Annotated in this window: 27 protein-coding genes; 11 read left to right on the forward strand and 16 right to left on the reverse strand. The window is 57.5% G+C overall.

Going from position 1 to position 24,649, the window contains the following annotated elements; translation table 11 throughout:
• Positions 1 to 855 (forward strand): translation elongation factor Ts, encoded by an 855-nt coding sequence (gene tsf / locus MB824_RS11475; RefSeq protein ID WP_238748673.1) that lies wholly within the window; start codon positions 1 to 3, stop codon positions 853 to 855.
• 143 nt (positions 856 to 998) lie between these two features.
• Here tsf and MB824_RS11480 read toward each other — a convergent pair whose 3' ends face one another.
• Positions 999 to 1,943, reverse strand: coding sequence for an ABC transporter ATP-binding protein (locus MB824_RS11480; protein WP_238748674.1), 945 nt, complete (start codon positions 1,941 to 1,943; stop codon positions 999 to 1,001).
• Between the two features lie 174 nt (positions 1,944 to 2,117).
• Positions 2,118 to 2,633 (reverse strand): MarR family winged helix-turn-helix transcriptional regulator, encoded by a 516-nt coding sequence (locus MB824_RS11485; protein ID WP_238748675.1) that lies wholly within the window; start codon positions 2,631 to 2,633, stop codon positions 2,118 to 2,120.
• A gap of 154 nt (positions 2,634 to 2,787) precedes the next feature.
• Between MB824_RS11485 and MB824_RS11490 the strand changes: the two genes are divergently transcribed.
• Positions 2,788 to 3,645 carry an EamA family transporter gene (locus tag MB824_RS11490; protein WP_238748676.1) on the forward strand — a complete coding sequence of 286 codons (858 nt, stop codon included), beginning with the start codon at positions 2,788 to 2,790 and terminating at the stop codon, positions 3,643 to 3,645.
• Positions 3,646 to 3,702: 57 nt separating this feature from the next.
• Here MB824_RS11490 and MB824_RS11495 read toward each other — a convergent pair whose 3' ends face one another.
• The 14 genes from MB824_RS11495 to MB824_RS11555 all read right to left on the reverse strand — a co-directional run bounded on the left by MB824_RS11495 (position 3,703) and on the right by MB824_RS11555 (position 17,352).
• Positions 3,703 to 4,011 (reverse strand): ArsR/SmtB family transcription factor, encoded by a 309-nt coding sequence (locus MB824_RS11495; RefSeq protein ID WP_238748677.1) that lies wholly within the window; start codon positions 4,009 to 4,011, stop codon positions 3,703 to 3,705.
• Positions 4,012 to 4,122: 111 nt separating this feature from the next.
• The gene (locus MB824_RS11500; RefSeq protein ID WP_238748678.1) at positions 4,123 to 4,653 is read right to left on the reverse strand and encodes a rhodanese-like domain-containing protein; all 531 of its coding nucleotides are present in this window, start codon (positions 4,651 to 4,653) and stop codon (positions 4,123 to 4,125) included.
• Entirely contained in the window at positions 4,650 to 4,844 is a 195-nt protein-coding gene (locus tag MB824_RS11505; protein WP_238748679.1) for a YgaP family membrane protein, read from the reverse strand. Before MB824_RS11505 ends, MB824_RS11500 begins: the two co-directional genes overlap by 4 nt.
• A gap of 211 nt (positions 4,845 to 5,055) precedes the next feature.
• Positions 5,056 to 6,396, reverse strand: coding sequence for an argininosuccinate synthase (gene argG / locus MB824_RS11510; RefSeq protein WP_238748680.1), 1,341 nt, complete (start codon positions 6,394 to 6,396; stop codon positions 5,056 to 5,058).
• A gap of 176 nt (positions 6,397 to 6,572) precedes the next feature.
• The gene (locus MB824_RS11515) at positions 6,573 to 6,854 is read right to left on the reverse strand and encodes a PepSY domain-containing protein (protein ID WP_238748681.1); all 282 of its coding nucleotides are present in this window, start codon (positions 6,852 to 6,854) and stop codon (positions 6,573 to 6,575) included.
• 268 nt (positions 6,855 to 7,122) lie between these two features.
• Positions 7,123 to 7,749: an NAD(P)-dependent oxidoreductase gene (locus MB824_RS11520; protein WP_238748682.1), complete on the reverse strand. Its 627-nt coding sequence runs from the start codon at positions 7,747 to 7,749 to the stop codon at positions 7,123 to 7,125.
• Between the two features lie 2 nt (positions 7,750 to 7,751).
• Positions 7,752 to 9,572: a heme anaerobic degradation radical SAM methyltransferase ChuW/HutW gene (gene hutW / locus MB824_RS11525; RefSeq protein ID WP_238748683.1), complete on the reverse strand. Its 1,821-nt coding sequence runs from the start codon at positions 9,570 to 9,572 to the stop codon at positions 7,752 to 7,754.
• Between the two features lie 196 nt (positions 9,573 to 9,768).
• Positions 9,769 to 12,051 carry a 5-methyltetrahydropteroyltriglutamate--homocysteine S-methyltransferase gene (gene metE, locus MB824_RS11530; RefSeq protein ID WP_238748684.1) on the reverse strand — a complete coding sequence of 761 codons (2,283 nt, stop codon included), beginning with the start codon at positions 12,049 to 12,051 and terminating at the stop codon, positions 9,769 to 9,771.
• A 286-nt stretch (positions 12,052 to 12,337) separates the two neighbouring features.
• Positions 12,338 to 12,472, reverse strand: a complete 135-nt coding sequence (locus MB824_RS11645; protein ID WP_255778784.1) for a hypothetical protein — start codon at positions 12,470 to 12,472, stop codon at positions 12,338 to 12,340.
• Between the two features lie 488 nt (positions 12,473 to 12,960).
• Positions 12,961 to 14,121 carry a 5-(carboxyamino)imidazole ribonucleotide synthase gene (locus MB824_RS11535; RefSeq protein WP_238748685.1) on the reverse strand — a complete coding sequence of 387 codons (1,161 nt, stop codon included), beginning with the start codon at positions 14,119 to 14,121 and terminating at the stop codon, positions 12,961 to 12,963.
• 186 nt (positions 14,122 to 14,307) lie between these two features.
• Positions 14,308 to 14,562 (reverse strand): hypothetical protein, encoded by a 255-nt coding sequence (locus MB824_RS11540; RefSeq protein WP_238748686.1) that lies wholly within the window; start codon positions 14,560 to 14,562, stop codon positions 14,308 to 14,310.
• A 96-nt stretch (positions 14,563 to 14,658) separates the two neighbouring features.
• Positions 14,659 to 15,756: a bifunctional diaminohydroxyphosphoribosylaminopyrimidine deaminase/5-amino-6-(5-phosphoribosylamino)uracil reductase RibD gene (gene ribD, locus MB824_RS11545; protein WP_238748687.1), complete on the reverse strand. Its 1,098-nt coding sequence runs from the start codon at positions 15,754 to 15,756 to the stop codon at positions 14,659 to 14,661.
• Between the two features lie 212 nt (positions 15,757 to 15,968).
• Positions 15,969 to 16,535: a hypothetical protein gene (locus MB824_RS11550; RefSeq protein ID WP_238748688.1), complete on the reverse strand. Its 567-nt coding sequence runs from the start codon at positions 16,533 to 16,535 to the stop codon at positions 15,969 to 15,971.
• Between the two features lie 88 nt (positions 16,536 to 16,623).
• Entirely contained in the window at positions 16,624 to 17,352 is a 729-nt protein-coding gene (locus MB824_RS11555) for a YebC/PmpR family DNA-binding transcriptional regulator (protein WP_238748689.1), read from the reverse strand.
• Between the two features lie 263 nt (positions 17,353 to 17,615).
• Here MB824_RS11555 and MB824_RS11560 point away from each other — a divergent pair, with 263 nt between their 5' ends.
• From MB824_RS11560 to MB824_RS11600, 9 genes are all read left to right on the forward strand, one after another.
• Positions 17,616 to 17,966: an ATP synthase subunit I gene (locus MB824_RS11560; RefSeq protein ID WP_238748690.1), complete on the forward strand. Its 351-nt coding sequence runs from the start codon at positions 17,616 to 17,618 to the stop codon at positions 17,964 to 17,966.
• A complete protein-coding gene (gene atpB, locus MB824_RS11565) occupies positions 17,956 to 18,822 on the forward strand; it encodes a F0F1 ATP synthase subunit A (RefSeq protein ID WP_238748691.1) in 867 nt (288 codons plus the stop codon). The genes MB824_RS11560 and atpB overlap by 11 nt, the downstream gene beginning before the upstream one ends.
• Before the next feature lie 64 nt (positions 18,823 to 18,886).
• Complete coding sequence (atpE, locus tag MB824_RS11570) at positions 18,887 to 19,129, forward strand: F0F1 ATP synthase subunit C (protein ID WP_238748692.1); 243 nt, start codon at positions 18,887 to 18,889, stop codon at positions 19,127 to 19,129.
• 52 nt (positions 19,130 to 19,181) lie between these two features.
• Positions 19,182 to 19,652, forward strand: coding sequence for a F0F1 ATP synthase subunit B (locus MB824_RS11575; RefSeq protein WP_238748693.1), 471 nt, complete (start codon positions 19,182 to 19,184; stop codon positions 19,650 to 19,652).
• Between the two features lie 4 nt (positions 19,653 to 19,656).
• Positions 19,657 to 20,202, forward strand: a complete 546-nt coding sequence (locus MB824_RS11580) for a F0F1 ATP synthase subunit delta (RefSeq protein ID WP_238748694.1) — start codon at positions 19,657 to 19,659, stop codon at positions 20,200 to 20,202.
• A gap of 10 nt (positions 20,203 to 20,212) precedes the next feature.
• Entirely contained in the window at positions 20,213 to 21,760 is a 1,548-nt protein-coding gene (gene atpA / locus MB824_RS11585; protein WP_238748695.1) for a F0F1 ATP synthase subunit alpha, read from the forward strand.
• A 27-nt stretch (positions 21,761 to 21,787) separates the two neighbouring features.
• Positions 21,788 to 22,660, forward strand: coding sequence for a F0F1 ATP synthase subunit gamma (atpG, locus tag MB824_RS11590; RefSeq protein ID WP_238748696.1), 873 nt, complete (start codon positions 21,788 to 21,790; stop codon positions 22,658 to 22,660).
• Positions 22,661 to 22,693: 33 nt separating this feature from the next.
• Positions 22,694 to 24,091 carry a F0F1 ATP synthase subunit beta gene (atpD, locus tag MB824_RS11595; protein WP_238748697.1) on the forward strand — a complete coding sequence of 466 codons (1,398 nt, stop codon included), beginning with the start codon at positions 22,694 to 22,696 and terminating at the stop codon, positions 24,089 to 24,091.
• A 10-nt stretch (positions 24,092 to 24,101) separates the two neighbouring features.
• Entirely contained in the window at positions 24,102 to 24,527 is a 426-nt protein-coding gene (locus tag MB824_RS11600) for a F0F1 ATP synthase subunit epsilon (RefSeq protein ID WP_238748698.1), read from the forward strand.
• The last annotated feature ends 122 nt before the right edge of the window (positions 24,528 to 24,649 follow it).

Genomic DNA, 24,649 nt, shown 5'->3' on the forward strand with positions numbered 1-24,649 from the left:
ATGGCGAATATTACTGCGAAAATGGTTGCCGATCTGCGCGCCGCCACCGGCCTGGGCATGATGGAATGCAAAAAAGCGCTGGTGGAAGCCGACGGCGACATGGCCAAAGCCGAAGAAATCCTGCGCATCAAATCCGGCGCCAAAGCCGGCAAACTGGCCGGCCGTACCGCCGCCGAAGGCGTGCTGGCCTACGCCATCGAAGGCAATGCCGGCGCACTGGTGGAAATCAACTGCGAAACCGACTTCGTTGCCAAAGACGCCGGTTTCCTGGCTTTCGCCCAGTCTGTAGCCAAAACCGCGGTAGCGAAAAAACCCGCTTCCGTTGAAGATTTGGCCGCGCTGGTGGAAGAAGAGCGCAAAGCCGTGATCGCCAAACTGGGCGAAAACATCAGCGTGCGCCGCTTCCAGCTGATCGAAACCGCCAACTCGCTGACCGCCTACATCCACGGCGCCGCCGCCAACGAAGGCGTGCTGGTGGAATACAAAGGCGCCGAAGACGTTGCCCGCAAAGTCGGCATGCACATCGTTGCCGCCAAACCGCAATGCGTATCCGAAGACCAGGTGGACGCCGAAACCGTGGAAAAAGAGCGCCACATCTACACCCAGCAGGCCATCGAGTCCGGCAAACCCGCCGACATTGCCGCCAAAATGGTTGAAGGCCGCATCAAAAAATTCCTTGCCGAAGTGACCCTCAACGGCCAGGCTTTCGTGATGAACCCCGACCAGACCGTTGCCCAGTTCCTGAAAGAGAACGGCGCCGAAGTGGTGAATTTCGTCCGCTACAAAGTGGGCGACGGCATCGAGAAAAAAGAAGTCGATTACGCAGCCGAAGTGGCCGCTGCCGCCAAAGTGTAAACCGGCATCTCATCCAAACGCCCGCAGGCAACTGCGGGTGTTTTTTCGTTTTCCAACAAAAAAGCAGCCTGAAAACCATGATTTTGGCTTTCAGGCTGCTTTTTGCCGTTTTGCAGGCTTGAAAAGACGTGTTTGCTGCGGTTTCAGGCTGCCTGCCCGTTAAAACCGACTATCCGCGCGTAATCGACGGCGGCCTTGCAATGCCAGTCCCAGTCCGGCCGCTCGGCCTGCTCGCAAAAGGTGGTCAGCCGGCCCAGCTGCGGGTGATCGAGTTCGACACGCCAGCGTTCGGGCTGGCGGAAGATGCCGGCGATGCGGCAGCTCTCGCCTTCGCCGCCGAGACGGATGGCGTCGGGCGGCACATAGCGCGTTTCGCTGACATTCAGGCAGCCGAGCAGGCGGGCGGCGGCGGCGGATGCCGGCCGCGCCAGTATTTGCTGCGGCGTGCCGTGCTGGATGATGCGGCCGTTGGCCAGCAGGGCGATGGCATCGGCGGTCAGGCAGGCTTCGGCGGGGTCGTGGCTGAGCAGCACGGCGGGCACGGCGCAGCGGACAACCTGTTCGCGCACCTGCGCCTGTAATTGGCTGCGCAGCACGGTATCGAGACTGGAAAACGGTTCGTCCAGCAGCATTACCTGCGGCTCGGCCAGCAGCGCGCGCGCCAGCGCCACCCGCTGCTGTTCGCCGCCGGAAAGAGCGGTAACGCGGCGCTCGGCAAGCGCGGCCATGCCCAGCTGTTCGAGCACGGCTTCGGTGCGGCGGCGGGCTTCGGCTTTGGGCGTGCCGCGCAGGCGCAGGCCGAAGGCGGCGTTCTGCCACACGTTCAGGTGCGGAAGCAGGGCGAAATCCTGAAACATCATCGCGCAGCCGCGCCGCTGCGGCGGCAGGCCGTTGAGCCGGCGGCCGGCCAGCAGGATGTCGCCGCTGTCGGGCTCGGTCAGGCCGGCGATCATATTGAGCAGCGTCGATTTGCCGCTGCCGCTGGCGCCGAGCACCGCCAGAATGCGGCCGTTTTCCACCGTCAGGCTGATGTCGCGGGCAACGGTTTTGGCGGGGAAGCGTTTGCAGATGTTTTTCAGTTCGAGCATGGCGGCCACTCGGGAAACGGGGTAAGGGCGGCTATCGTAGCAGGGTTTGCTGCCGCCGGTGGGTTTTTGCGGCTTTCAGGCTGCCTGAAAAGCGTAAGGGCATCTTTTTTCAGGCTGCCTGAACAGTCTTGGCAGGCGCGGCGGCAGGCAGCCTGAAAAGCGGATTTCAGTCTTTCAGGCTGCCTGATTGTCGCTTTCCAAGATGGCCAGCCAGCTTTTCAAATCCTGCTCCAGGCGCTGCCGCGTTGCAGGGTCGAGCTTGTCGAGCAGGCGCTGTTCGTTGGCCACGTGGGGGAAGACGGCCTGTTCGATCCGTTCTTTGCCGCTGGCACTCAGGCGCACCAGCAGGCTGCGGGCGTCTTCGGGGTTGGTCAGGCGCTCGATCCAGCCTTCGGCTTCGAGCTTTTTCAGGCGGGTGCTGATGGTGCCGGAGCTGACCATCAGCGACGAGTAAAGCTCGGTGGGCGTCAGCGTGTAGGGCGCGCCGCTGCGGCGCAGGGTGGCGAGTACGTCAAACAGCCCGCCGCCCAGCCCGTGCGCGGCAAATACCCGCTCCAATTCGCGGTCGATCTGCGCGGCGCAGCGTTTGAGCCGGCCGATCAGTATCATGTTTTCCGCTGCCAAAGCGGGCAGCTCTTTGTGCCATTGGGCGGCGATGGCGTCCACCGCGTCTTGCTCCTGGGCGTTCATAGCGTCTCCTTTGTGCCGGTTGGTCAGTCAGTGCGCTATTTTATCTTGACAGCAAGACAGTTGCTGCGTTAATTTGTCTCGCCATTAAGATAAATCCATAAACTGCTTTTCAGGCTGCCTGATCCCGCCCGAACGCATCCGCCAAGGAAAACCCATGTCCGCCGCCCGCAACCGCGATTTGCTGATTACTGCCCTTGCCCCGCTGATTTGGGGCAGCACTTATCTGGTTACCACCGAATTTCTGCCGCCCAACCGCCCGTTTACCGCCGCGCTGATCCGCGTGCTGCCCGCCGGTTTGCTGCTGCTGGCCTACACCCGCCGCGCGCCCGCACGCGGCGAATGGGCGCGGGTGGTACTGCTGGGTGTGCTCAATATCGGCCTGTTTCAGGCCATGCTGTTTGTTTCCGCCTACCGCCTGCCGGGCGGGCTGGCGGCCACGCTCAGCTCGACGCAGACGCTGATGATTCTGCTATTAGGCTGGCTGATCGGTAAAAACATGCCGCCCAAAGCCGCATGGGGCTGGGCGGCGGCGGGGGTGGCGGGCATCGCGCTGATGGTGCTGTCGCCGCAGGCGCGGTTTGACGGCTGGGGCATGGCGGCGGCGCTCACCGGCGCGGCGGGCATGGCGCTGGGCGTGTATCTGTCGAAACACTGGCGCATTTCGCTGAACGCGCTGGCCTTTACCGGCTGGCAGTTATTGTTTGGCGGACTGTTTCTGCTGCCCGCCGCCCTGCTGCTGGAAACGCCGCCCGACACGCTGACGGCGGCCAATATCGGCGGTTATCTCTATCTGAGCCTGTTTGGCGCGTTGTTTGCCTACGCGCTGTATTTTCGCGGCATCGCCAAGCTGCCGCCCGCCGTGGTTTCTTCGCTCGCCCTGCTCAGCCCCGTGTGCGCCTTTGTACTGGGCTGGCTGTTTTTGGGGCAGAGCATGGACGCCAAATCGCTCTTGGGCTTCGCGCTGGCGCTGGCATCGATTTTCGGCGTGCAAAAGGCGATGCGCCAGGCATAGGCAGTCTGAAAAGTAAAAAGCAGCCTGAAAACCGAAAACCGGGTTTCAGGCTGTTTTTTACGGCGTTTTATCTTCGGCTTCGGCGCAGAAAAACGAATACAGCAGTTTGATGGTTTCGCCCACGCGCGCATCGGCCAGATAGTAGAGCCGCTCGCGGTGCTTGGTTTCGCAGGCCACCAGCCCCGCTTCGCGCAGCAGGGCCAGTTGTGTAGAAGTGGCCGCCTGCGGCAGGCCGGTAAGCTGCGAAAGCTCGGTAACGTTGCGTTGCGCTTCGTGCAGGTTGCACAGCACGGCCAGGCGGTTGGGGTTGGCCAGCAGCTTCAAAAAGGCGGCGGCTTCTTCATAGGGGGGATTTTCGGTGTCCATGATGGCGGGTTTGCGGTGTGTTTTTGTTTTAAAAGATGTTTCAGACGGCCTTTGTCGGTATTGCAAAGGCCGTCTGAAATATTGTGGCAGGCGGATTGTACCAGCTTTGCTTCAAGCCTGATTCCACGGCATCCGCGCCAGCAGTTTGGCCATGCCGCAAAATCCGGTCAGCCCCGCCGTGAGCAGTCCCGCGCCCACCAAAGCAGCGAGCAGGTAAAACACGGGGGAGAAAACCGCGCCGCCGATAACGCTAAGCAACACCAGCGAGCCGGCGCCAATCTGCACCTGCCGCATCATATCCAGCGGCGCGCTGCGGTCGGTGACGGTGGGCAGGCCGGCTTTTTTCCATGCCTGCAGACCGCCGTCCAAAATATAGGCCGTGCGCCCGTTTGCCGCTGCCGCCAGCGTTGCCGCTGCCTGCGCGGTGCGCATGCCCGACAGGCAATGGAACACCAATATATCGGCATTGGCGGCGGCAGATGGCAGTTTTTCTGCCAACTCATCGGGCGCGATGCACAGCGCTTGGGCAATATGCTCGCGCCGGTATTCGGCTGGGCTGCGGATGTCGATAAGCAGCACTTCTTTGCCGAACTTGCCGATTTCGTCCGCTCCGATGCGCGGCAAAGTGTCCGCCGCGCTCATTTTTTATCAACCGGACAAGTATTGATGCCGAGCAGGCTGTACAGCAGGCAGCTCGACATTAAACCGGTAGCCAGCGGCACTACGCCGATCCAGCCCCACCAGCCGATATAGCCCATTAGCGCGCCCGCAATCAGGGCGATACCCAAAACAATCCGGATAATCCGGTCGATTGTGCCGACATTTCGTTTCATGTTCATCTCCTGAGAAGCATATATAAGTAATTTTATATATGTGTTGAATGATAGATGAAAAGATGGCGGCTTGTCAAACTCGGGGCGGTACTTTCAGGCTGCCTGAAAGTTTTATAAAAGCCCGAAGCTGCCTGAATACCGTCTTGCCATTGATATGGAAAAAGCAGCCTGAAACCGAGAATCAGGTTTCAGACTGCCTTTAACATTTGCCTTATTTACTATCCAACTTCGGAATCACCGCGCCTTCGCCCAGCTGCACCAGTCCGGTTTGCGCGTAAATACCCAGTTTGGTGCGGGTGTCGGTAATGTCCAGATTGCGCATGGTAAGCTGGCCGATTCTATCCAGCGGGGTGAAAGCGGCGTTTTCCACTTTTTCCATGCTCAGGCGTTCCGGATGGTAGGTCAGGTTGGGCGATTCGGTATTCAGAATCGAATAGTCGTTGCCGCGGCGCAATTCGAGGGTGACTTCGCCGGTGATGGCTTTGGCCACCCAGCGTTGCGCCGTTTCGCGCAGCATCAGCGCTTGGCTGTCGAACCAGCGGCCTTGGTAAAGCAGCCTGCCCAAGCGCAAGCCGTTGATGCGGTATTGCTCGATGGTGTCTTCGTTGTGGATGCCGGTGACCAAACGTTCGTAGGCAATGTGCAGCAGCGCCATGCCTGGGGCTTCGTAGATGCCGCGCGATTTGGCTTCGATGATGCGGTTTTCAATTTGGTCGCTCATGCCCAAGCCGTGGCGGCCGCCGATGCGGTTGGCTTCAAGGAAGAGTTCGACGGGGTCGGCGTATTCTTTGCCGTTCAATGCAACCGGCATGCCTTCTTCAAAGCGCACGGACACGGTTTCGGGTTTCACCTCCACGTTTTCATCCCAAAACGCTACGCCCATAATGGGTTTGACGATTTTGATGCCGCTGTTCAGAAATTCCAAGTCTTTGGCTTCGTGCGTTGCGCCGAGCATATTGGAATCGGTGGAATAGGCTTTTTCTACCGACATTTTGTAATTGAAGCCGTTGGCAATCAGAAATTCGCTCATTTCATGGCGGCCGCCGAGTTCGTCGATAAATTGTTGGTCGAGCCAGGGTTTGTAGATTTTCAGCGCGGGATTGGTCAAGAGGCCGTAGCGGTAGAAACGTTCGATGTCATTGCCTTTGTAGGTGCTGCCGTCGCCCCAGATGTTCACGTCGTCTTCTTTCATGGCGGAAACAAGCATGGTGCCGGTCACAGCGCGGCCGAGCGGGGTGGTGTTGAAATAGGGCACGCCGCCGGTGGAAATGTGGAACGCGCCGCATTGGATGGCGGCGATGCCTTCGTGTGCCAACTGGGCGCGGCAGTCGATTAAGCGGGCGTTTTCTGCGCCGTATTCCATCGCTTTCTTGGGAATGGCGTTATAGTCGTCTTCGTCCGGCTGACCGAGGTTGGCGGTGTAGGCGTAGGGCAGCGCGCCTTTGAGTTTCATCCACAACAGCGCGGCGGAGGTATCCAGCCCGCCGGAAAAGGCGATACCGACTTTTTGTCCGATGGGGAGAGTTTGGAGAATGGTGTGGTTCGAACTCATATTTTTTCCTTTGCAAACGGGTGAATCAGGCTGCCGATTATATGCGGATGCGCCGGCGCTTTCTATGGCAAAAGGCAGCCTGAAAGCTCCCAAGCAAATTTAGAAATCCGCACAAGTGCCGGCCATGCAAAAGGCAGCCTGAAAATGTTTCAGGCTGCCTTTTTGCCGTACGGGATTTAGTCGTCGATTTTCTCTTTCAGAATCCGCAGGTCGGGGTAGGAGAGTTTGATGTCGTATTCGACATTGCCTTTGTAGGCATCGACATCGAATGCGGGGCGGCCGCGGTGGTCGTCGGCTTCGATTTTGTACACGCGGTAGCCGCGCTTTTCGAGCATTTTTACCGCTTTGGCGCGGTTTTGCTCGTAGGCGGGGTCTTGGTGCATTTTGTATTCGATGTAGTCGTCGGCCACGGCGGCGCCGGAGATGGCGATCAGGGCGGCAAGCATCAGTTTTTTCATTTTGGATTCCTTTCGTGTTGTTTGGGGCGTCTTGTTCGACGTGGGCGGATTATAGGCGGCGATAATTTGCGGAAAATTAGCGCGGCAAAAAATATCGGGCGGGGTAGGGCGGCGGGGTTTTCAGGCAGCCTGAAAACGGGCAGCCTGAAAATTTGGCACACGCCGTATGCCGTGCCTGCGCTTTCAGGCTGCCATCGGTGTTTTACTGCAGGCAGCCTGAAAGCCAAAAAAAACGCCTGCCGTTAATCGGGCAGGCGGCGGGGCGCTTTCAGGCTGCTTCGGCCGGGTCGCCGGTAACCGAATAGACTTGGCTGCTGCTGCCGGCATCGTTCAGAACGGCCAAAACGGCGGCGGCCAGACCGTTGCGGGTCATGTAGCCGGCGGGCACGGAGGTGTCGCTGCCGCTTAAGCGGTAGGCTTTGCTCTCGCCGTTGCCCAAGCCGCAGGGGCGCAGGATGCTCCAGTTCAGGCTGCTTTGGCGCAGTACGTTTTCGGCTTCGGTTTTGGCCTGCACGGCTTCGCCGAGCGCCTGTTTGAAGCGCTCGCTCATGCCGTCCCATTGTTCGCCGCAGCCCATGCTGGTGATAAGGATGAAGCGGGCGTTGGGGGTGTGGCGTTCGGCGGCGCGGATGATGTGGATATTGCCGGTGGCGTCGCTGCGGATGCCGGCTTCGTTTTTGCCGCCGACAAAGCTGATAACGATGTCGGGACGGCTGCGCTCGAAGGCGGCATCGACGGCGGCTTCATCGAGCACGTCGGCGTGAATCACGGGGATGTTGCACGCGGCGAAAAAGCCGTCGTCGGCAGCGCGCAGCACGGCGGTCAGGTTGTGGCCGCCGTGCTGTTCGATAAAGGCGCGGCCGGCGGCGCCGTTGGCACCGAAGAGCAGGATCATGGTCAGGCTCCTTCAAACAGCTTGCGCATGGCTTCGAGCTGGTGGGCTTTGAGTTCGCCGTTTTCGTCGCGGCCGACGAAGATTTTGAACATGGCGCCGCCGTTTTTGTTCATAAAGTTGAGCGAGCAGGTGGCTTTGCCCATAAAGGGGCGTTCCATCAGGTAGATGCGCTGGCAGTTTTCATAATAGATGTGGCCGTGCACGCCGCCGGCTTCGGCTTCTTGGAAGTTGTAAAAGCCGTGGCCGACTTTGCCGTTGGGCAGTTTGCCGGTTACTTCGACGATGGCGTCGGGGGTGTGGGCGATAAAGGTAACGGCTTCGTTCCAGCCGGCCACCGCCTGCAGAAATTCGACGATGCGGCTGCCTTCGGTGTGGCGGATCATGTTGTCGGGCAGGCAGCGGATTACGTCTTCGAGACTGCACTGGTGTTTGGCGGCGAGCATTTCGAGAATCTGGCCGGGATTGTCGGCCAGCGATTGGCGCAGTACGGTTTGCTGTTCGGCAGAGAGCGGTGAAGACATGGAATTTTCCTTTCCTGAAGTTTGCGGGAGGGCAAGCATCAGCTTGCGGGTAAGGGTAGGCGACCAGTAGCGGCCGCTGGTGTTAAGGCGGGCGATGCCGTCTTGATCGATTTCGAGCAGCGCGATTTTCTGCCATTGGGCGATGAGTTTTTGCGCTTCGGGGCAGCCTGAAAACAGCGAGGTGTCGATGCGGCCGAGTTCGATATCGTGCTGGACGCGGCCGAGCAGGGTTTTGTGTTCGCCGTGGCGGCTCATAAACGACAGGTTTTTGCTGCCTTTGGGCGTGTCGAGATAGCTTTTCAAATCGCCCTGCACCTGATAGCTGAAACGGCGGGTGTTGCCGCCGGCGCCGGAGCCGAAAGCCAGGCAGGGCATATTGGATTTGACCAGGGTGTTGTAAAGGTTGCGCTCGCCGCGGCCGGGATAGGCGAAGTGGTTGTTGCTCACCTGCTGCCAGCCCTGCTCGCGCAGATAGGCGACGGCGTAGGCATACTGGCGCGACTGCATGTCCAGCCCGGGTGGCACGGGGAAGGCGCCTTTTTCGATCATGCGGTTGATGGGCAAAAAGGGATAGCAGTTAAACGCGTAGGTGTCGAGACCGGAGAGCGGCAGCGACAGAGCCAGCTCCAAATCGCGCTGCCAGACATCATCGTTTTGGGCGGGCAGGCCGAACATCAAATCGGCCACAATCACCGCATCCAGCCGGCACAGTTTTTCCAGATAGGCCAGCGCTTCTTCGCCGCTGTTTTTGCGGCCGAGCCGCTTGCGGATGGCGGTATTGAAAGTCTGCACGCCGATGGAAATGCGCGTGGCGCCGGCGTCGATGCAGGCTTGGGCTTTGTCCATGCCGAAATGGCTCATGCGGCCTTCAACGGTAAATTCGCAATCATCGGCCAGCGGCAGATATCGGTAGCAGGCGCGGATCAGGCGCGCCAAGTCTTCGCTGTGCAGCGCGGTGGGCGTGCCGCCGCCGAAATACACCGCGCGGATTTTGCCGCCGATGCTGCGCTGCTCGGCTTCGCAGGCCATCTCTTCGATAACTTTATCGACATAAACCGCGCTGTAGCCGTCTTTCCAAGCATTGCGGTAGAAACCGCAGAACACGCAGTGGTTGGCGCAAAAGGGGATGTGCAGATAGGCCAGCGCGTCTTCGTTGATCGGCTGCGCCAAATCCTGCTGCCAGATTTGCTGCCATTGCGGCTGGGGCAGCGGCACCCCGCCCCAAATCGGCATCAGCGCCTGACGCTCGGGAAAAGCGTCGGGCGCGGCTTCGGTGTTGCGCCAGCTGATGGTTTGGATCATGGGTACCGCCAAATGTAAAGAAAACGGTGGTAATTGTAAATGATTTTCAGCAACGCTGCGATTGATTTACATCAAGGCGCGGAATTTTTCGAAGATTGTTGCGGTAAAGCGGGAAAAGCAACATAAAGGCAGCCTGAAAACCGTAAAACCGGCTTTCAGGCTGCCTTTTTACTGCGCGCTTGGGCGCAAACGCCGCTTAACGTTTGTTGTCCAACTCGTTACGCAGTTTTTTGGTTACGGCCATCATCACTTCGAGCTGTTCCAGCGTTTCTTTCCAGCCGCGGGTTTTCAGGCCGCAGTCAGGGTTGACCCACAGGCGCTCGACGGGCACGACTTCCATCGCTTTGCGCAGCAGGTGTTCGACTTCGCCTTCGGTCGGCACGCGCGGGCTGTGGATGTCGTACACGCCCGGGCCGATGTCGTTGGGGTATTTGAAGTCGCCGAACGCGGTCAGCAGCTCCATGTCGGAGCGCGAGGTTTCGATGGTGATGACGTCGGCGTCCATCGAAGCGATCGCGGGCAGGATGTCGTTGAACTCGGAGTAGCACATATGGGTGTGGATCTGGGTGCTGTCTTCGGCGCCGACGGACGACAGGCGGAAGGATTCGCACGCCCAGGCCAGGTATTCGTCCCATTGCGCTTTTTTCAGCGGCATGGCTTCGCGGATGGCGGGCTCGTCAATCTGGATGACTTTGATGCCGGCTTTTTCCAAGTCCAAAACTTCGTCGTTCAGGGCGAGGGCGATTTGTTTGGCAACGACGGACAGCGGGATATCGTCGCGCACAAACGACCATTTGAACATGGTAACCGGGCCGGTGAGCATGCCTTTCATCGGGCGTTTGGTCAGGCTTTGCGCGTAGGACGACCAGTAAACGGTCATCGGCGCGGGGCGGGAGACGTCGCCGAAGATGACGGGCGGTTTGACGCAGCGGCTGCCGTAGCTCTGCACCCAGCCGAACTGGGTGAAGCAGTAGCCGGCCAGCTGTTCGCCGAAGTATTCGACCATGTCGTTGCGCTCGGCTTCGCCGTGGACGGGTACGTCGATTTCCAGTTTTTCCTGCACTTCGACGCAGTAGGCGATTTCTTTTTTCATCGCGGCGTCGTAATCGGCGGCGGAGAGTTCGCCTTTTTTGAAGGCGGCGCGCGCCTGACGGATTTCGGCGGTTTGCGGGAACGAACCGATGGTGGTGGTGGGCAAGAGCGGCAGTTTCATCCATTCCTGCTGCGCTTTGATGCGCGCGGGGAAGGGCGATTTGCGCTGGTCTTCGCCTTTTTTCAGGCTGCTTACGCGCGCTTGTACGGCGTCGTTGTGGATTTTTTTGTTGGTGGCGCGGTCGGCGGCGGCGGCATCGGAAGCGGCCAGCGCGTCTTTCACGCTGTCTTTGCCGTTTTCCAGGGCGCGTTTGACGGTGCCCAGCTCGACCAGTTTCTGCGCGGCAAAGGCCATCCACGATTTGATTTCGGCATCGAGTTTTTCTTCAACCGCCAAATCCTGCGGGCTGTGCAGCAGCGAGCAGCTGGGGGCGATCCACAGGTTGTTGGCGAATTTTTCGCGAACGGGTTGCAGCGTGTCGATAACTTTGTTCAGGTTGGCGCGCCAAACGTTGCGGCCGTCGATCAGGCCGACGGACAGCACTTTGTTGTCCGGCCAGCCGTTGGCGAACACGGCCAGCTGCTCGGGTGCGCGTACGCAGTCGATGTGCACGCCGTGAACCGGCAGGGATTTGAGCAGCTCGAGATGCTCGGCGACAGACGCGAAATAAGTGCCGATGATGATGCGCACGCCGGTGTTGGCCAGCTCCTGATACACGCCGGCGAAGGCGTCGAGATAGGCCTGCGGCGCGTCGGCGGCAAGAATCGGCTCGTCAATCTGCACCCAGTCGGCACCGACGGCGGCCAGCTCGCGCAACAGTTGCGCGTAGGCGGGCAGCAGTTTGGGCAGCAGGGTTTTGACGCGGCAGCCGAATTCTTCTTTTTTCTTGCCCAGCCACAGCAGGGTCAGCGGGCCGACCAGCGTCGGTTTGATGTCGTAGCCTTGCGCTTTGGCTTCCTGAATCTGGGCGATCAGGTTGGCGGCGTTCACGGAAAACTCGGTGTCGGCGTGCCATTCGGGAACGATGTAGTGGTAGTTGGTGTCAAACCACTTGGTCATTTCCATCGCAAACTGGGTGGCGTTGCCGCGTGCCAGCTGGAAATACTCCGGCAGGCTCAGTTTGACGGCGTCAAAGCCGAAGCGTTTGGGAATCGCGCCCAGGGTGCACAGGGTGTCGAGCACGTGGTCGTAGAAGGAAAAATCGCCGACGGGCACAAGGTCGGCGCCTGCGGCTTTCTGCGTCGCCCAGTTCAGACGGCGGATTTCGGCGGCGGTTTCGCGTAGCTCGGCTTCGGATTTGGCGCCTTTCCAAAAGGCTTCGACGGCGAATTTCAGCTCGCGTTTGGCACCGATGCGCGGGTAGCCGGAAAGATGGAAGGTGGTCATATCGGTTCTCCTGATAATGGAAATGGCCGCAAACGGCCGGAAAACAGGGCGGCTGCACGGATGCGGCCTAGGCAATTTTTGTAGCCTGCAATGGTCGCGGTTTTGCCGCGCCGGCGCAAGCGCTTAATTTGAGCTTGGCGCATGAAACAATTTAATGCAGCGGCGGCAGACGGCTTTCGCGGCGAAACTGTTTTCAGGCTGCCGCAAAGGTCAAGGCAGCCTGAAAGCGCGAAAGCAGCCTGAAAAAGGTTTTCAGGCTGCTTTTTAAAAGGCGCGAACCGTGTGCTTACCAAGCTCCCGGCTCGGATGTGGGTTTGATTTTATCGGTATTGTAGAGATCTTTGGTCGGGCCTTTTTCCTGATCGCTTTGGCCGCAGGCTGCCAAAAGCAGCAGCACGGCAAATACGGGAAATAATTTCATTTTGCTATCCTTTAAGTTTAAGTTGGTTTTAATTGTACGGCTTGCCGGAAGACAGCCTGAAAAGTGTTTCAGACTGCCTGTAGGCGACCACTTTATCAAAATTTTTCGTTGGATACCAAATTCCTCGGGAGCTTTCGAGCTGCCTTTTGCATTTCCGAAGCCGGATGCCGACGGTTGCGGGACTATTGATATTCGGTTTGGGAAGCAGATTTTCCCCGTCCAATGGCGTCATTCCCGCGCAGGCGGGAATCTTGGCGGATATTCGATAATGCTTGAGAAACCATCCGGTGTGCCATCCGAAACAAGATTCCCGCCTGCGCGGGAATGACGCCGCTTGTGTGGCTTTCGCGTTTTCTGAAGGCTTTCAGGCTGCTTTATTGTGTTTCAAAATTCAAATGCCGACCGCTCGGACAAAACGCAAAGGCAGCCTGAAAACCTTGCGAAACGGTTTTCAGGCTGCCTTGTTGCTGGCGCTTGGCGCGCCGCCTTTACGGCGCGGTTTCTTTCAGGCTGCCGTGCATGGCCTGCGCTTCCCGAAGCGCGGTGTCGCTGTCGGCGGCGAGTACGGTGAAATGCCCCATTTTGCGGCCGGCGCGGGCGGCGGTTTTGCCGTACAGGTGCAGGTGGGCGCGCGGGTGCTGCAGGATGCGCGACCAGTCCGGCTCGATGTCGTGCGCACCGCCGCGCCACAAATCGCCCAGCAGGTTGGCCATGCAGCAGGGGGAAAGCAGGCGGGTGTCGGCGGGGGGCAGGCCGCACATCAGGCGCACCTGCTGCTGAAACTGGCTGGCGGCGCAGGCGTCGATGGTGTGGTGGCCGCTGTTGTGCGGGCGCGGCGCGATTTCGTTGACCACCAGCTCGCAGGTGTCGCCGACGACGAACATTTCCACCGCCAGCACGCCCACGTAGTCCAGCTCGTCGGCCAGCCGCAGCGCCATTTCGCGCGCCTGGTCCAAAACGTCCTGCGGCAGGGCGGCGGGGACGGCGGAATAGGCGAGAATGCCGTTTTCGTGGCGGTTTTCGGCGGGGTCGTAGCAGATGGCGTTTCGGCTGTCGAGACGGCAGACAATCACCGAAATCTCGCTGCGCAAGTCGAGCATTTTTTCCAGCACGCAGGGCACGCCGCCGAGCGTGTCGAAGGCAGCCTGAACGTCTTTCAGGCTGCTTGCGCGGATTTGGCCTTTGCCGTCGTAGCCCAGGGTGGCGGTTTTGACGATACCCGGCAGCAGCGCTGCGCAGTCGGGCGTGATGTCGGCGGCGCTGCGGATTTCGGCATAGGGCGCGGTGGGCAGGCCGGCGCGGCGGATATAGCTTTTTTCCAGCATGCGGTTTTGCGCCACCGCCACCGAGTCGCCCGAGGGGGAAACGCGGGTGTGGCGCGCCAGATCGCGCATCGCTTGGGCGCTGACGTTTTCAAATTCGGTGGTAACGGCGGCGCATCGGGCGAGTTCGGCCAGCGCGGCGGCATCGTCGAAGGGGGCGCACAGGTGGCGGTCGACAAAGCGGGCGGCGGGGGCGTGGGGGTCGGGATCGAGCACGGTTACGCCGTAGCCCATGGTTTTGGCGGCGAGGGCGAACATGGCGCCGAGCTGGCCGCCGCCGAGGATGCCGAGCATGGCGGGGGGAAGGATGGGAAGGTTTGCGGACATAGGGCAGCCTGAAAATCGGAAAACGGAAAAGGGCGCGATTTTAGCAGTTTTCGCCGTGCAGGCAGCCTGAAAAAAGCCTTTCAGGCTGCTTGGGGATAGGCAGCCTGAAAGTTTGCCGCAACGGCGGCGCACGCAAAACCCTGCGTTTCAGGCAGCCTGAAACGCAGGGTTTGTATGCGGCGGGGGTTATTTGAATTTGTCGCCCAGCGAGCCGAGGGCGTTTTCGGCGGCGTGCTTGGCTTCTTCCACTTTGCCGCTCAGGCCGGCTTTGGCTTCTTCGGCCTTGTCTTTGGCCGATTCGACGGCTTCGTTCACCGCTTTTTTGGCGGATTCGACGGCGTCTTTGGCGGCGTCTTCGGCGCGGTGGACGAAATCTTCAGCTTGGTGTTTGGCGTTTTCAACGGCAGATTCGACATTTTTCTTTACGTCGTCCAGATTCATGGCTTTGACCTTTCAATGTGTTGTTAAGCAAACGCCCCGCGAAGGGGCGAGCGGATTATGGCACAGTTTTGTGTAAGGGCAGGTTAATGCGGCGGCTCAGGCGCGGCGCAGCGTCCATTTGATGTCGCTGCCGAGCATTTCGACGCTGCGGCTGTGCCAGATACCGCTGCCGCTGAGCGCGGCGGGGTTTTCAGGCAGCCTGAAAAGATTGCGGGCATCGCTGCCGAGTATTTTCGGCGCCTGGTAGTGGACGATTTCGTCGGCCAAATCCTGCCGCAGAAACTCGCCGGCCAAAGTGGCGCCGGCTTCCACCATCAGCTCGCCTATCTGTTCTTCTGCCGCCAGCAGTTCCAGCAGCGCGGCAAGATGGATGCGGCCGCTGCCGTCGTCGGGTAGGGTGCGCACGCGCACGGCGGGGCAGACGGCGAAACGGCCGTCGTCGGGCACGAGCGTGATGACCAGGGTGGCGCCGCCGTCGCCGGCGATGCGGTGGGCGGGGCTAAGGCGCAGGCGGCTGTCAAGCACGATGCGCAGCGGCTGGCGCAGGGTGGGGAAGTCGCGCACATTTAGCTGCGGATCGTCGGCCAGCACGGTGCCGATGCCGGTGAGCACGGCGCAGCTTTCGGCGCGCAGGCGCTGGACGTCGGCGCGGGCGGCGGCGCCGGTAATCCATTGGCTGCGGCCGTCGGCCAGCGCGGTTTTGCCGTCGAGGCTGGCGGCGGTTTTGATGCGCACAAAGGGGCGGCCGCGCTCGATGCGCGACAAAAAGCCGCGGTTCAGCTCGCGTGCTTCGTCGGCGAGCAGGCCGCAGGCGGTGGCGATGCCGGCGGCTTCAAGCAGGGCGAAACCCTTGCCCGCCACCTGCGGATTGGGGTCGCGCATGGCGGCCACCACGCGGCCGACGCCGCCGGCAATCAGGGCTTCGGCGCAGGGTGGGGTGCGGCCGTAGTGGGCGCAGGGTTCGAGGGTAACGTAGGCGGTGGCGCCGCGCGCCAGTTCGCCCGCCTGCCGCAGCGCATGGACTTCGGCGTGCGGCGTGCCGGCCTGCAGGTGGAAACCCTGGCCGACAATCTGCCCGCCGCGGGCAATCACGCAGCCGACACGGGGATTGGGCGAGGTGGAAAAGCGGCCCTGTTCGGCCAAATCGAGCGCCCGCCGCATATGGGCGGTGTCTTGTGGGGAGAATTCAGTCATGGCAATAGCAGCCTGAAAGGCTGGAAAACGGGATAAAAAGGGCTTTCAGGCTGCTTTTAGCGGCAAGGGAAAACCCTGCGGCAGCCTGAAAGCTGCGGCAGGGTCGTCAAAGCTGGATTGCCGTTTTTCCTGCGCGGCGCGGGTGTCCGGCACATGGCTTTCAGGCAGCCTGAAAAATCTGTGATGCCTTAAAAACGGCATCGGCAAACGGCTTAGGAGCCGAAGCTGACGGTTTTCAGTAAGTCTTCCAATTCGGTGGCATCGGCGTAGGGGCTGACGGCGCAGATGCTGACCAGCTCTTTGCCGGCAGCCTGAATGCGGCAGCTTTCGTTGACGGTGGTGCCGTCGCTGTCGCTGTAGAAGCTGTAGCTCAAGACACCGTTTTGCTTGCTGCTGGAGAGATCCTGCAGATCGTCGCGTGCTTTGAGCGCGGTTTCGATGCCGTCCAGCGCGGCGTCGCCGGACTGGCCCAGGCGCAGCGCGGTTACGGTGATGCCTTCGCTGTCGCTGTGCTGCAGCAGCAGGATGTTGTCGGCCTTGCTGCCTTCAGGCTGGTAGGCGGGGTCTTGGCTTTTGTCGGCATAGCCGGAATTAAGGGCGATGCTGAAGCTGCCGTCGCGGCTTTTGACGCTGGTTTCGGCAGGAATGGCGCCGGTATCGCCCTGGGTGGCGGATGAGGTTTCGGCGGCGGATGCTGCGCCGGCGGCGTTGTTTGCCTGGTCGCAGGCGGTCAGCGCCAGCAGGGCGGCCAGAGCGGTGGCGGTAAACAGAGGTTTCATCGTATTTCCTTGCTGTGGTGGTTCGGATTGCGGGCGGCAGTTTGAATGCCTGTCGCCCGTTTCAGGCTGCCTGAAAAGGCGGCGCGGTTTATTCGTCGAAATGCAAAACGGCGGAGGTGTAAACGTTTTGCACGTCATCCAAGTCTTCGAGCGCGTCAATCAGTTTTTGCATTTTCAGTGCGTCGTCGCCGGCGAGCTCGGTTTCGTTCTGCGCGCGCATGGTTACGTCGCCATCCTGCGAGCTGAAGCCGGCGGCTTCGAGCGCGGCTTTGACCTGCGCCCAGTCGGCCGGAGCGGTGATGACTTCGATAACGCCGTCTTCATGGCTGATAACGTCTTCGGCGCCGGCTTCGAGCGCGGCTTCCATCAGCGCGTCTTCGTCGGCATCGGTGAAGACCAGATAGCCTTGGTGGACGAAGTTGAAGGCAACGCAGCCGTCGGTGCCGAGATTGCCGCCGTTTTTGGAAAAGGCGTGGCGCACGTCGGCAACGGTGCGGGTTTTGTTGTCGGTCATGCAATCGACCATCAGCGCCGCGCCGCCGATGCCGTAGCCTTCGTAGCGCAGCTCGATGTAGTCCACGCCTTCGAGATTACCGGTGCCTTTGTCGATGGCGCGCTGGACGTTGTCTTTGGGCATATTGGCGTCCCAGGCTTTGTCCATTGCCAGCCGCAGGCGGGGGTTGGATGCGGGATCGCCGCCGCCCAAGCGGGCGGCAACGGTGATTTCTTTAATCAGTCGGGTGAAAATTTTGCCGCGTTTGGCGTCGGCACGGGCTTTTTTGTGCTGGATGTTCGCCCACTTGCTGTGTCCGGCCATGAATATTCCTTTATGTAATAAAGCCGCCTGCCCTTGTTTGGCAGGCTCAAAAGCGGCTGATTTTATCATAATTCTGTTTTTGTACGGACGGATCCGTTGCGTGTGCGCGGCGGTGTTGTGTTAAGGTGTGATACGCTGGGGTTTGAAAAAATTACGCTTCCAGCCGTGTTTTCACAAGCCTTAACGAATTTGCTTGACTGTTGTGGGTGTCTTTGATTATATTCGGCCGGCTTGAAATCGGCGTAGAGATTCGGACGGCTCTTGTGTTTGCGTTAGTTGGTGTGCAGTTGGCGGTAACTTTGCTGGTTTCGGCGTTTTGTTATTTAGTGTGGGACGGCGCTGCCGGCGTGTCGCTTTTGCTCGGCGGTTTGTCTTATACGGTTCCTACTCTGGTTGCGGTATTGCTTTTAAAATTTTTCTACTCGCGCCCTGCTTTCGCCGGGGCGGTGTTTCTCGCTTCAGAAATTTTAAAAATAATACTGGCCGGCTTTGCCGCTGTGGCTGTGTTTTACTTGTATGGCGGATTGCGCGAGATGTTTTTTATCGCCGGTTTGCTGTTGGTCAGTCATCTGGTTTTTCTACTATTTCTGAAGGTCTATCGTTATGGCAAGTGAATCGTCTGGTGCTGCCGACTATATCAAGCACCATCTGCAGAGTCTTACCAGTCTGAATGATGTCAGCGAAGGTCAGGGCTTGCAGAATATCGCCGACTTCTCTTTTATCAATCTTGATGCAATCTTTTTTGCCATCGTGCTCGGCGTCGTTGGTTCTTTCCTGTTGTGGCGCGCCGCCAGGAAGGCAACTTCCGGTGTGCCAGGCCGTTTTCAGGCTGCCGTCGAACTTCTGTATGAGTTTGTCGATGATATGTGCAAAGGCATCATCCACAATGAGCAGTCGCGCAAAGTGGTAGCCCCGTTGGGTTTGGCGCTGTTTACATGGATTTTCCTGATGAATGCGATGGACTTACTGCCGGTGGATCTGCTGCCGCGCGTGTGGCAGGGAATGACCGGCAACCATCACGCCTTGCTGCGTGTGGTACCGACCGCAGACATCAATACTTCCCTTGCGCTGGCTATCGGCGTACTGATTTTCTGTATTTTCTACAGCATTAAGATTAAGGGCGGCAAAGGCTGGGTGCATGAGTTGTTTACCGCGCCGTTCGGTCCGATGCTGGGTCCGGTTAATTTTCTGTTGAATATTCTTGAATATCTCTCCAAAACTTTTTCCCATGGCATGCGGTTGTTCGGTAATATGTATGCCGGTGAGCTGGTATTCCTGCTGATTGCGCTTCTGGGCGGCTCTTGGGCGGCTTCAGGCAGCATTGGTTTCTTGGATCCGATATTGTTTTTCTTCCATATTATTGCCGGCGCGGCATGGGCGATTTTCCATATTCTGATTATTACCCTGCAGGCATTTATTTTCATGGCTTTGGCTTTCGTTTATATCGGCCAGGCACATGACCACCACTAAACAGTTTTTGATGTAGTTTGTGTAGTTCCCTTTCTTTATCTTTCTTGTTTAAGGAGTTTTTACTATGACTTACCTCGGTTTAATCGCTATTGCTTGTAGCCTGATCGTTGCATTGGGCGCATTGGGTGCTTCTATCGGCATCGCAATGGTTGGTTCCAAATATCTGGAATCTTCTGCACGCCAGCCTGAATTGATCGGCCCGCTGCAAACCAAACTGTTCCTGATCGCTGGTCTGATCGACGCGGCTTTCTTGATTGGTGCCGCAATTGCCCTGCTGTTTGCCTTCGCTAAACCGTTCCAAGGTTAATAGATATTTCCGATTCGTTTGAATTTGAAAACCAATACGGAAGGTTATCAAAGTGAACTTAAATGCAACCTTAATTGCACAGCTAATCGTCTTTTTGATTTTGGTTGGCTTTACCATACGCTATGTATGGCCGCCTATCGCCAAAGCATTGGACGAGCGCGCTGATAAAATCGCCGAGGGTTTGGCTGCGGCCGAGCGCGGTAAAAGCGATTTTGAGCAGGCAGAGAAAAAAGTTGCAGAACTCTTGGCTGAAGGCAGGAATCAGGTTTCCGAAATGGTAACCAATGCCGAGAAGCGAGCCGCCCAGATTGTGGATGAGGCGAAAACTCAGGCCGCAAACGAGGCTGCCCGTATTTCCGCTCAAGCAAAAGCAGATGTTGAGCAAGAGGTAAACCGTGCGCGCGAAGCCTTGCGCGAACAGGTTTCGGCACTGGCAGTAAAAGGTGCGGAATCCATCTTGCGTCGCGAAGTCGATGAAAAACAACATGCGCAGTTGCTGGCTTCTTTGAAACAGGAGCTGTAAGCCAATGATAGAGTTTGCAACCATTGCCCGTCCTTATGCGAAGGCCATTTTCGAATTGGCTGAAAGCGAACAGGCCGACAACTGGCAAACTTCTCTTAAAGAGGCTGCTTGGCTTGTCCGGCAGCCCCAAGTGGAAGTTCTGATCGCTCAAACCGATACCGATGCCAAGCAAAAGGCCGATATGCTGATTGACTTGCTGGGTGATTCGCCTGCTTTGGGCAGCTATAAATTCAAAAATTTCCTGTATGTACTGGCTCAGGAAAAACGTTTGCCGGTACTGCCTGAAATTTATGAGCAGTTCAAGGAACTGGTGCTGTCGCGTAAGCATATCAGGCAGGCAGTTGTCTATACCGCTTATGATATTGCCGACGAAAATCAAAAACAGCAGATTATTCAGGATTTGGAGCAGCATTTCCAAACCAAGTTGCAAGCTGTTTTCGAAACTGATCGCGATTTAATCGGCGGCATCAAGGCAGTAGTTGGTGATCAGGTGTTAGATTTGTCGGTGCAGGGTAAATTGCAAAAACTGTACGCGACTATGACCAATTAGGAGAGTTTTCATGCAGCTTAATCCTGCTGAAATCAGCGATTTGCTGAAAGCTAAAATTGAAAATTTAAATACGAAGCAGGAAGCCCATACCCGCGGCACAGTTATTTCTGTTACTGACGGCATTGTGCGTGTGCACGGTCTTTCTGATGTGATGCAGGGCGAGATGCTCGAGTTTCCGAACAATACGTTCGGCTTGGCGATGAACTTGGAGCGCGACTCTGTAGGTGCCGTAATCTTGGGTGAATACGAGCATATTACCGAAGGTGACGAAGTCAAATGTACCGGTCGCATTTTGGAAGTTCCGGTTGGTGCGGAGTTGGTTGGCCGCGTAGTCAATGCGCTGGGTCAGCCGATCGACGGTAAAGGTCCGATCAACAGCTCTCTTACCGCACCGATTGAAAAAATTGCTCCGGGTGTGATTGCCCGCCAATCCGTCGATCAACCGATGCAAACCGGCTTGAAAGCGATCGACTCCATGGTTCCTGTAGGTCGTGGTCAGCGTGAGCTGATCATTGGCGACCGTCAAACCGGTAAAACTGCCGTTGCGCTTGACGCGATCGTCAACCAAAAAGGTACCGGCGTTATATGTATCTATGTGGCGATTGGCCAAAAGGCTTCTTCGATTGCCAACGTGGTGCGCAAGCTGGAAGAACACGGAGCGATGGAGCATACCATTGTCGTGGCCGCTTCCGCTTCAGAAGCTGCGGCGTTGCAGTTTATCGCCCCTTATTCAGGCTGCACTATGGGCGAATACTTCCGTGATAACGGCCAGGATGCCTTGATTGTGTATGACGACTTGTCCAAACAAGCCGTTGCCTATCGTCAGATTTCTCTCCTGTTGCGCCGCCCGCCCGGTCGCGAAGCCTATCCTGGCGATGTATTCTATCTGCACAGCCGTCTGTTGGAGCGTGCCGCCCGCATCAATGCCGATGAAGTTGAAAAACTTACCGGTGGCAAGGTAACTGGCAAAACCGGTTCCCTAACCGCTCTGCCGATTATCGAAACCCAAGCGGGTGACGTCTCGGCATTTGTACCAACTAACGTAATTTCAATTACCGACGGCCAAATCTTTTTGGAAACCGACCTGTTCAACTCCGGTATCCGCCCGGCCATTAATGCCGGTATTTCGGTATCCCGTGTAGGTGGTGCTGCCCAAACCAAAGTGATTAAGAAACTTGGTGGCGGTATCCGTTTGGCTTTGGCCCAATACCGTGAATTGGCGGCGTTTTCCCAGTTCGCATCCGATTTGGACGAAGCTACCCGCAAGCAGCTGCAACACGGTGAAGTGGTAACCGAGCTGATGAAACAGCAACAGTTCAGCACTCTGAATACCGCGGAAATGGCATTGACCTTGTGGGCGATTAACAATGGTTCATATTCTGATGTTCCGGTTGCCAAAGCGCTTGCATTCGAAGCTGAATTCCTGAGCTATGTCCGCACCCAGCTGCCGCAAGTATTGGAAGCAATCAATGCGTCTGGCGCGATGTCCGATGAAAACGAACAAGCGCTTACTGATGCGATGAAGTCGTTCAAGGCTTCTTACAACTATGCAGCCTGAAAGGCTTAGCAGGGAAGGAGTCTGAAAATGGCAGTAGGAAAAGAGATTCTCACCAAGATTCGAAGCGTGCAAAACACGCAGAAAATCACCAAAGCAATGCAAATGGTGTCAACCTCTAAAATGCGTAAGACTCAAGAGCGTATGCGCTTGGCTAGGCCGTATGCCGAGAAAGTTCGCCAAGTAATGGGTCATCTTGCCCAAACTAACGAATATCACGGCATCCAGCTGTTGGAAGAGCGTAAAGAAGTCAAACGTGCTGGCTTTATCCTGATTACCACAGATAAGGGGTTGTGCGGCGGTCTGAATGCGAACGTATTGAAAAGATTCTTTGCGCAAGTTCAGGATTATCAGGAACGCGGCATTGCGGTTGACGTTGTGTGCTTTGGCAGCAAAGGTTTAGCGGCATGCCAGCGCATCGGCTTAAATGTTATCGCCAGCGTCAGCAATTTGGGTGATACGCCCAAAATGGAAATTTTGCTGGGTGCGCTAACTGAAATCTTTGGCCGCTATGAAGACCAGTCTCTGGATGTTATCCATTTGGTTTTCTCCTGCTTTGTCAATACGATGAAACAGGAACCCCGTTCCGAAGTACTGCTGCCGATTGGTTCCGGTGTTCTGGATGCGGACGACGGACAGAAATACCACTGGGATTACCGCTACGAGCCCAACCCAACCGTTGTGTTGGAGTATCTGCTCAGACGCTACCTTGAATCGGTGGTATATCAGGCAGTCAGCGATAACATGGCTTCCGAGCAGGCTGCACGCATGGTGGCGATGAAAGCGGCAACCGATAACGCTGGTAACGCGATTAAGGAATTGCGCTTGGTGTACAACAAGTCGCGTCAAGCAGCGATTACTACAGAATTGTCAGAAATTGTGGCAGGTGCCGCAGCCGTTTAAGGCAGCCGCCGGCCCATCAGATAGGATACGATAATGAGTGAAGGCAAAATCGTACAAATCATCGGCGCAGTAGTGGACGTGGAATTTCCTCGTGATGCTATCCCCCGCGTTTACGATGCTTTGAAATTAGTGGATCGTGATTTGACCTTGGAAGTCCAGCAGCAGCTTGGCGACGGCGTAGTCCGTACCATTGCAATGGGTAGTTCCGACGGTTTGAAACGCGGTTTGGCCGTAAAAAATACCGGTGCTCCGATTACCGTGCCGGTGGGTCAGGCTACTTTGGGTCGCATTATGGACGTGCTGGGCAATCCGGTGGATGAAGCCGGCCCGATCGATGGCGCCCATACCCGCGCCATCCACCAGCCTGCTCCCAAATTTGACGAATTGTCCAATGCCACCGAGCTTCTGGAAACCGGCATTAAGGTGATCGACCTGCTGTGTCCGTTTGCCAAAGGCGGTAAAGTGGGTCTGTTCGGTGGTGCCGGCGTAGGTAAAACCGTAAACATGATGGAGTTGATCAACAACATCGCCAAAGCGCACAGCGGTCTGTCAGTATTTGCCGGCGTCGGTGAGCGTACCCGCGAAGGTAACGACTTCTACCACGAGATGAAAGACTCCAACGTATTGGATAAAGTGGCCATGGTTTACGGTCAGATGAACGAACCTCCGGGCAACCGTCTGCGTGTCGCCCTAACCGGTTTGTCTATGGCCGAACACTTCCGTGATGAAAAAGACGAAAACGGCAAAGGCCGCGACGTACTGTTCTTTGTGGACAACATCTATCGCTACACCCTGGCCGGTACCGAAGTATCCGCCCTGTTGGGTCGTATGCCTTCCGCCGTAGGTTACCAACCGACGCTGGCTGAAGAAATGGGTCGTTTGCAAGAGCGTATTACCTCTACCCAAACCGGCTCCATTACTTCCATCCAAGCCGTATACGTACCGGCGGACGACTTGACCGACCCGTCTCCTGCGACCACTTTCGCCCACTTGGATGCGACCGTGGTATTGAGCCGCGACATTGCTTCTCTCGGTATTTATCCCGCAGTTGACCCGCTGGATTCCACTTCCCGCCAGCTCGACCCGATGGTTCTGGGTCAGGAGCACTACGATGTAGCCCGCGGCGTGCAGTCCACCCTGCAGAAATACAAAGAGCTGCGCGACATCATCGCTATTTTGGGTATGGACGAATTGTCTGACGAAGACAAACTGACCGTAATGCGTGCCCGCAAAATCCAGCGCTTCCTGTCCCAGCCTTTCCATGTGGCCGAAGTGTTTACCGGCTCTCCCGGCAAATACGTTTCCCTGCGCGATACCATTGCCGGCTTCAAAGCCATTCTGAGCGGCGAATACGACCACCTACCCGAACAGGCCTTCTATATGGTCGGCGGTATCGAAGAAGCGGTTGAGAAAGCCAAAACCCTGAACTAAGGAGCCGGGCATGGGTGTCATGCAAGTTGAAGTGGTAAGTAACGAGAACAACATCTTTTCAGGGGAGGCAACTTTTGTGGTAGTACCGACTCTGGAAGGCGAACTCGGTATCTACCCGCGACACGAACCGATTATGAACTTGGTGCGTCCCGGCGCATTGCGGCTGACCGTGCCCGACTCCAACCAGGAAGTCTTGGTAGCGGTATCCGGCGGCGTGCTGGAAGTTCAGCCGCATAAAGTAACGGTATTGGCTGACGTAGCGGTGCGCAGCAGTGAAATGGACCAGGCGCGTGCGGAAGAGGCGAAGAAGAACGCCGAAGCCGGCGTTGCCAAAGCCCAGGACGAAGAATCGCTGGCCAAAGCCCAAGCAGCACTGGCCGCCGCAATTGCCGAGCTGAAAACGCTGGACTATATCCGCCTGCACCAAAAGCACTAAACCCGAAGCAAAGCAAAACCTGCCTGCCATTTTTGATGGCGGCAGGTTTTTTTATGGGGCTGTACTAGATAAGCAGTCATGTTAGACTGCAAAAATGAAGATAACCCATTGTAAACTAAAAA

Source organism: Kingella pumchi (assembly GCF_022288825.1).
GTDB classification, from domain to species: Bacteria; Pseudomonadota; Gammaproteobacteria; order Burkholderiales; family Neisseriaceae; genus Kingella_D; species Kingella_D pumchi.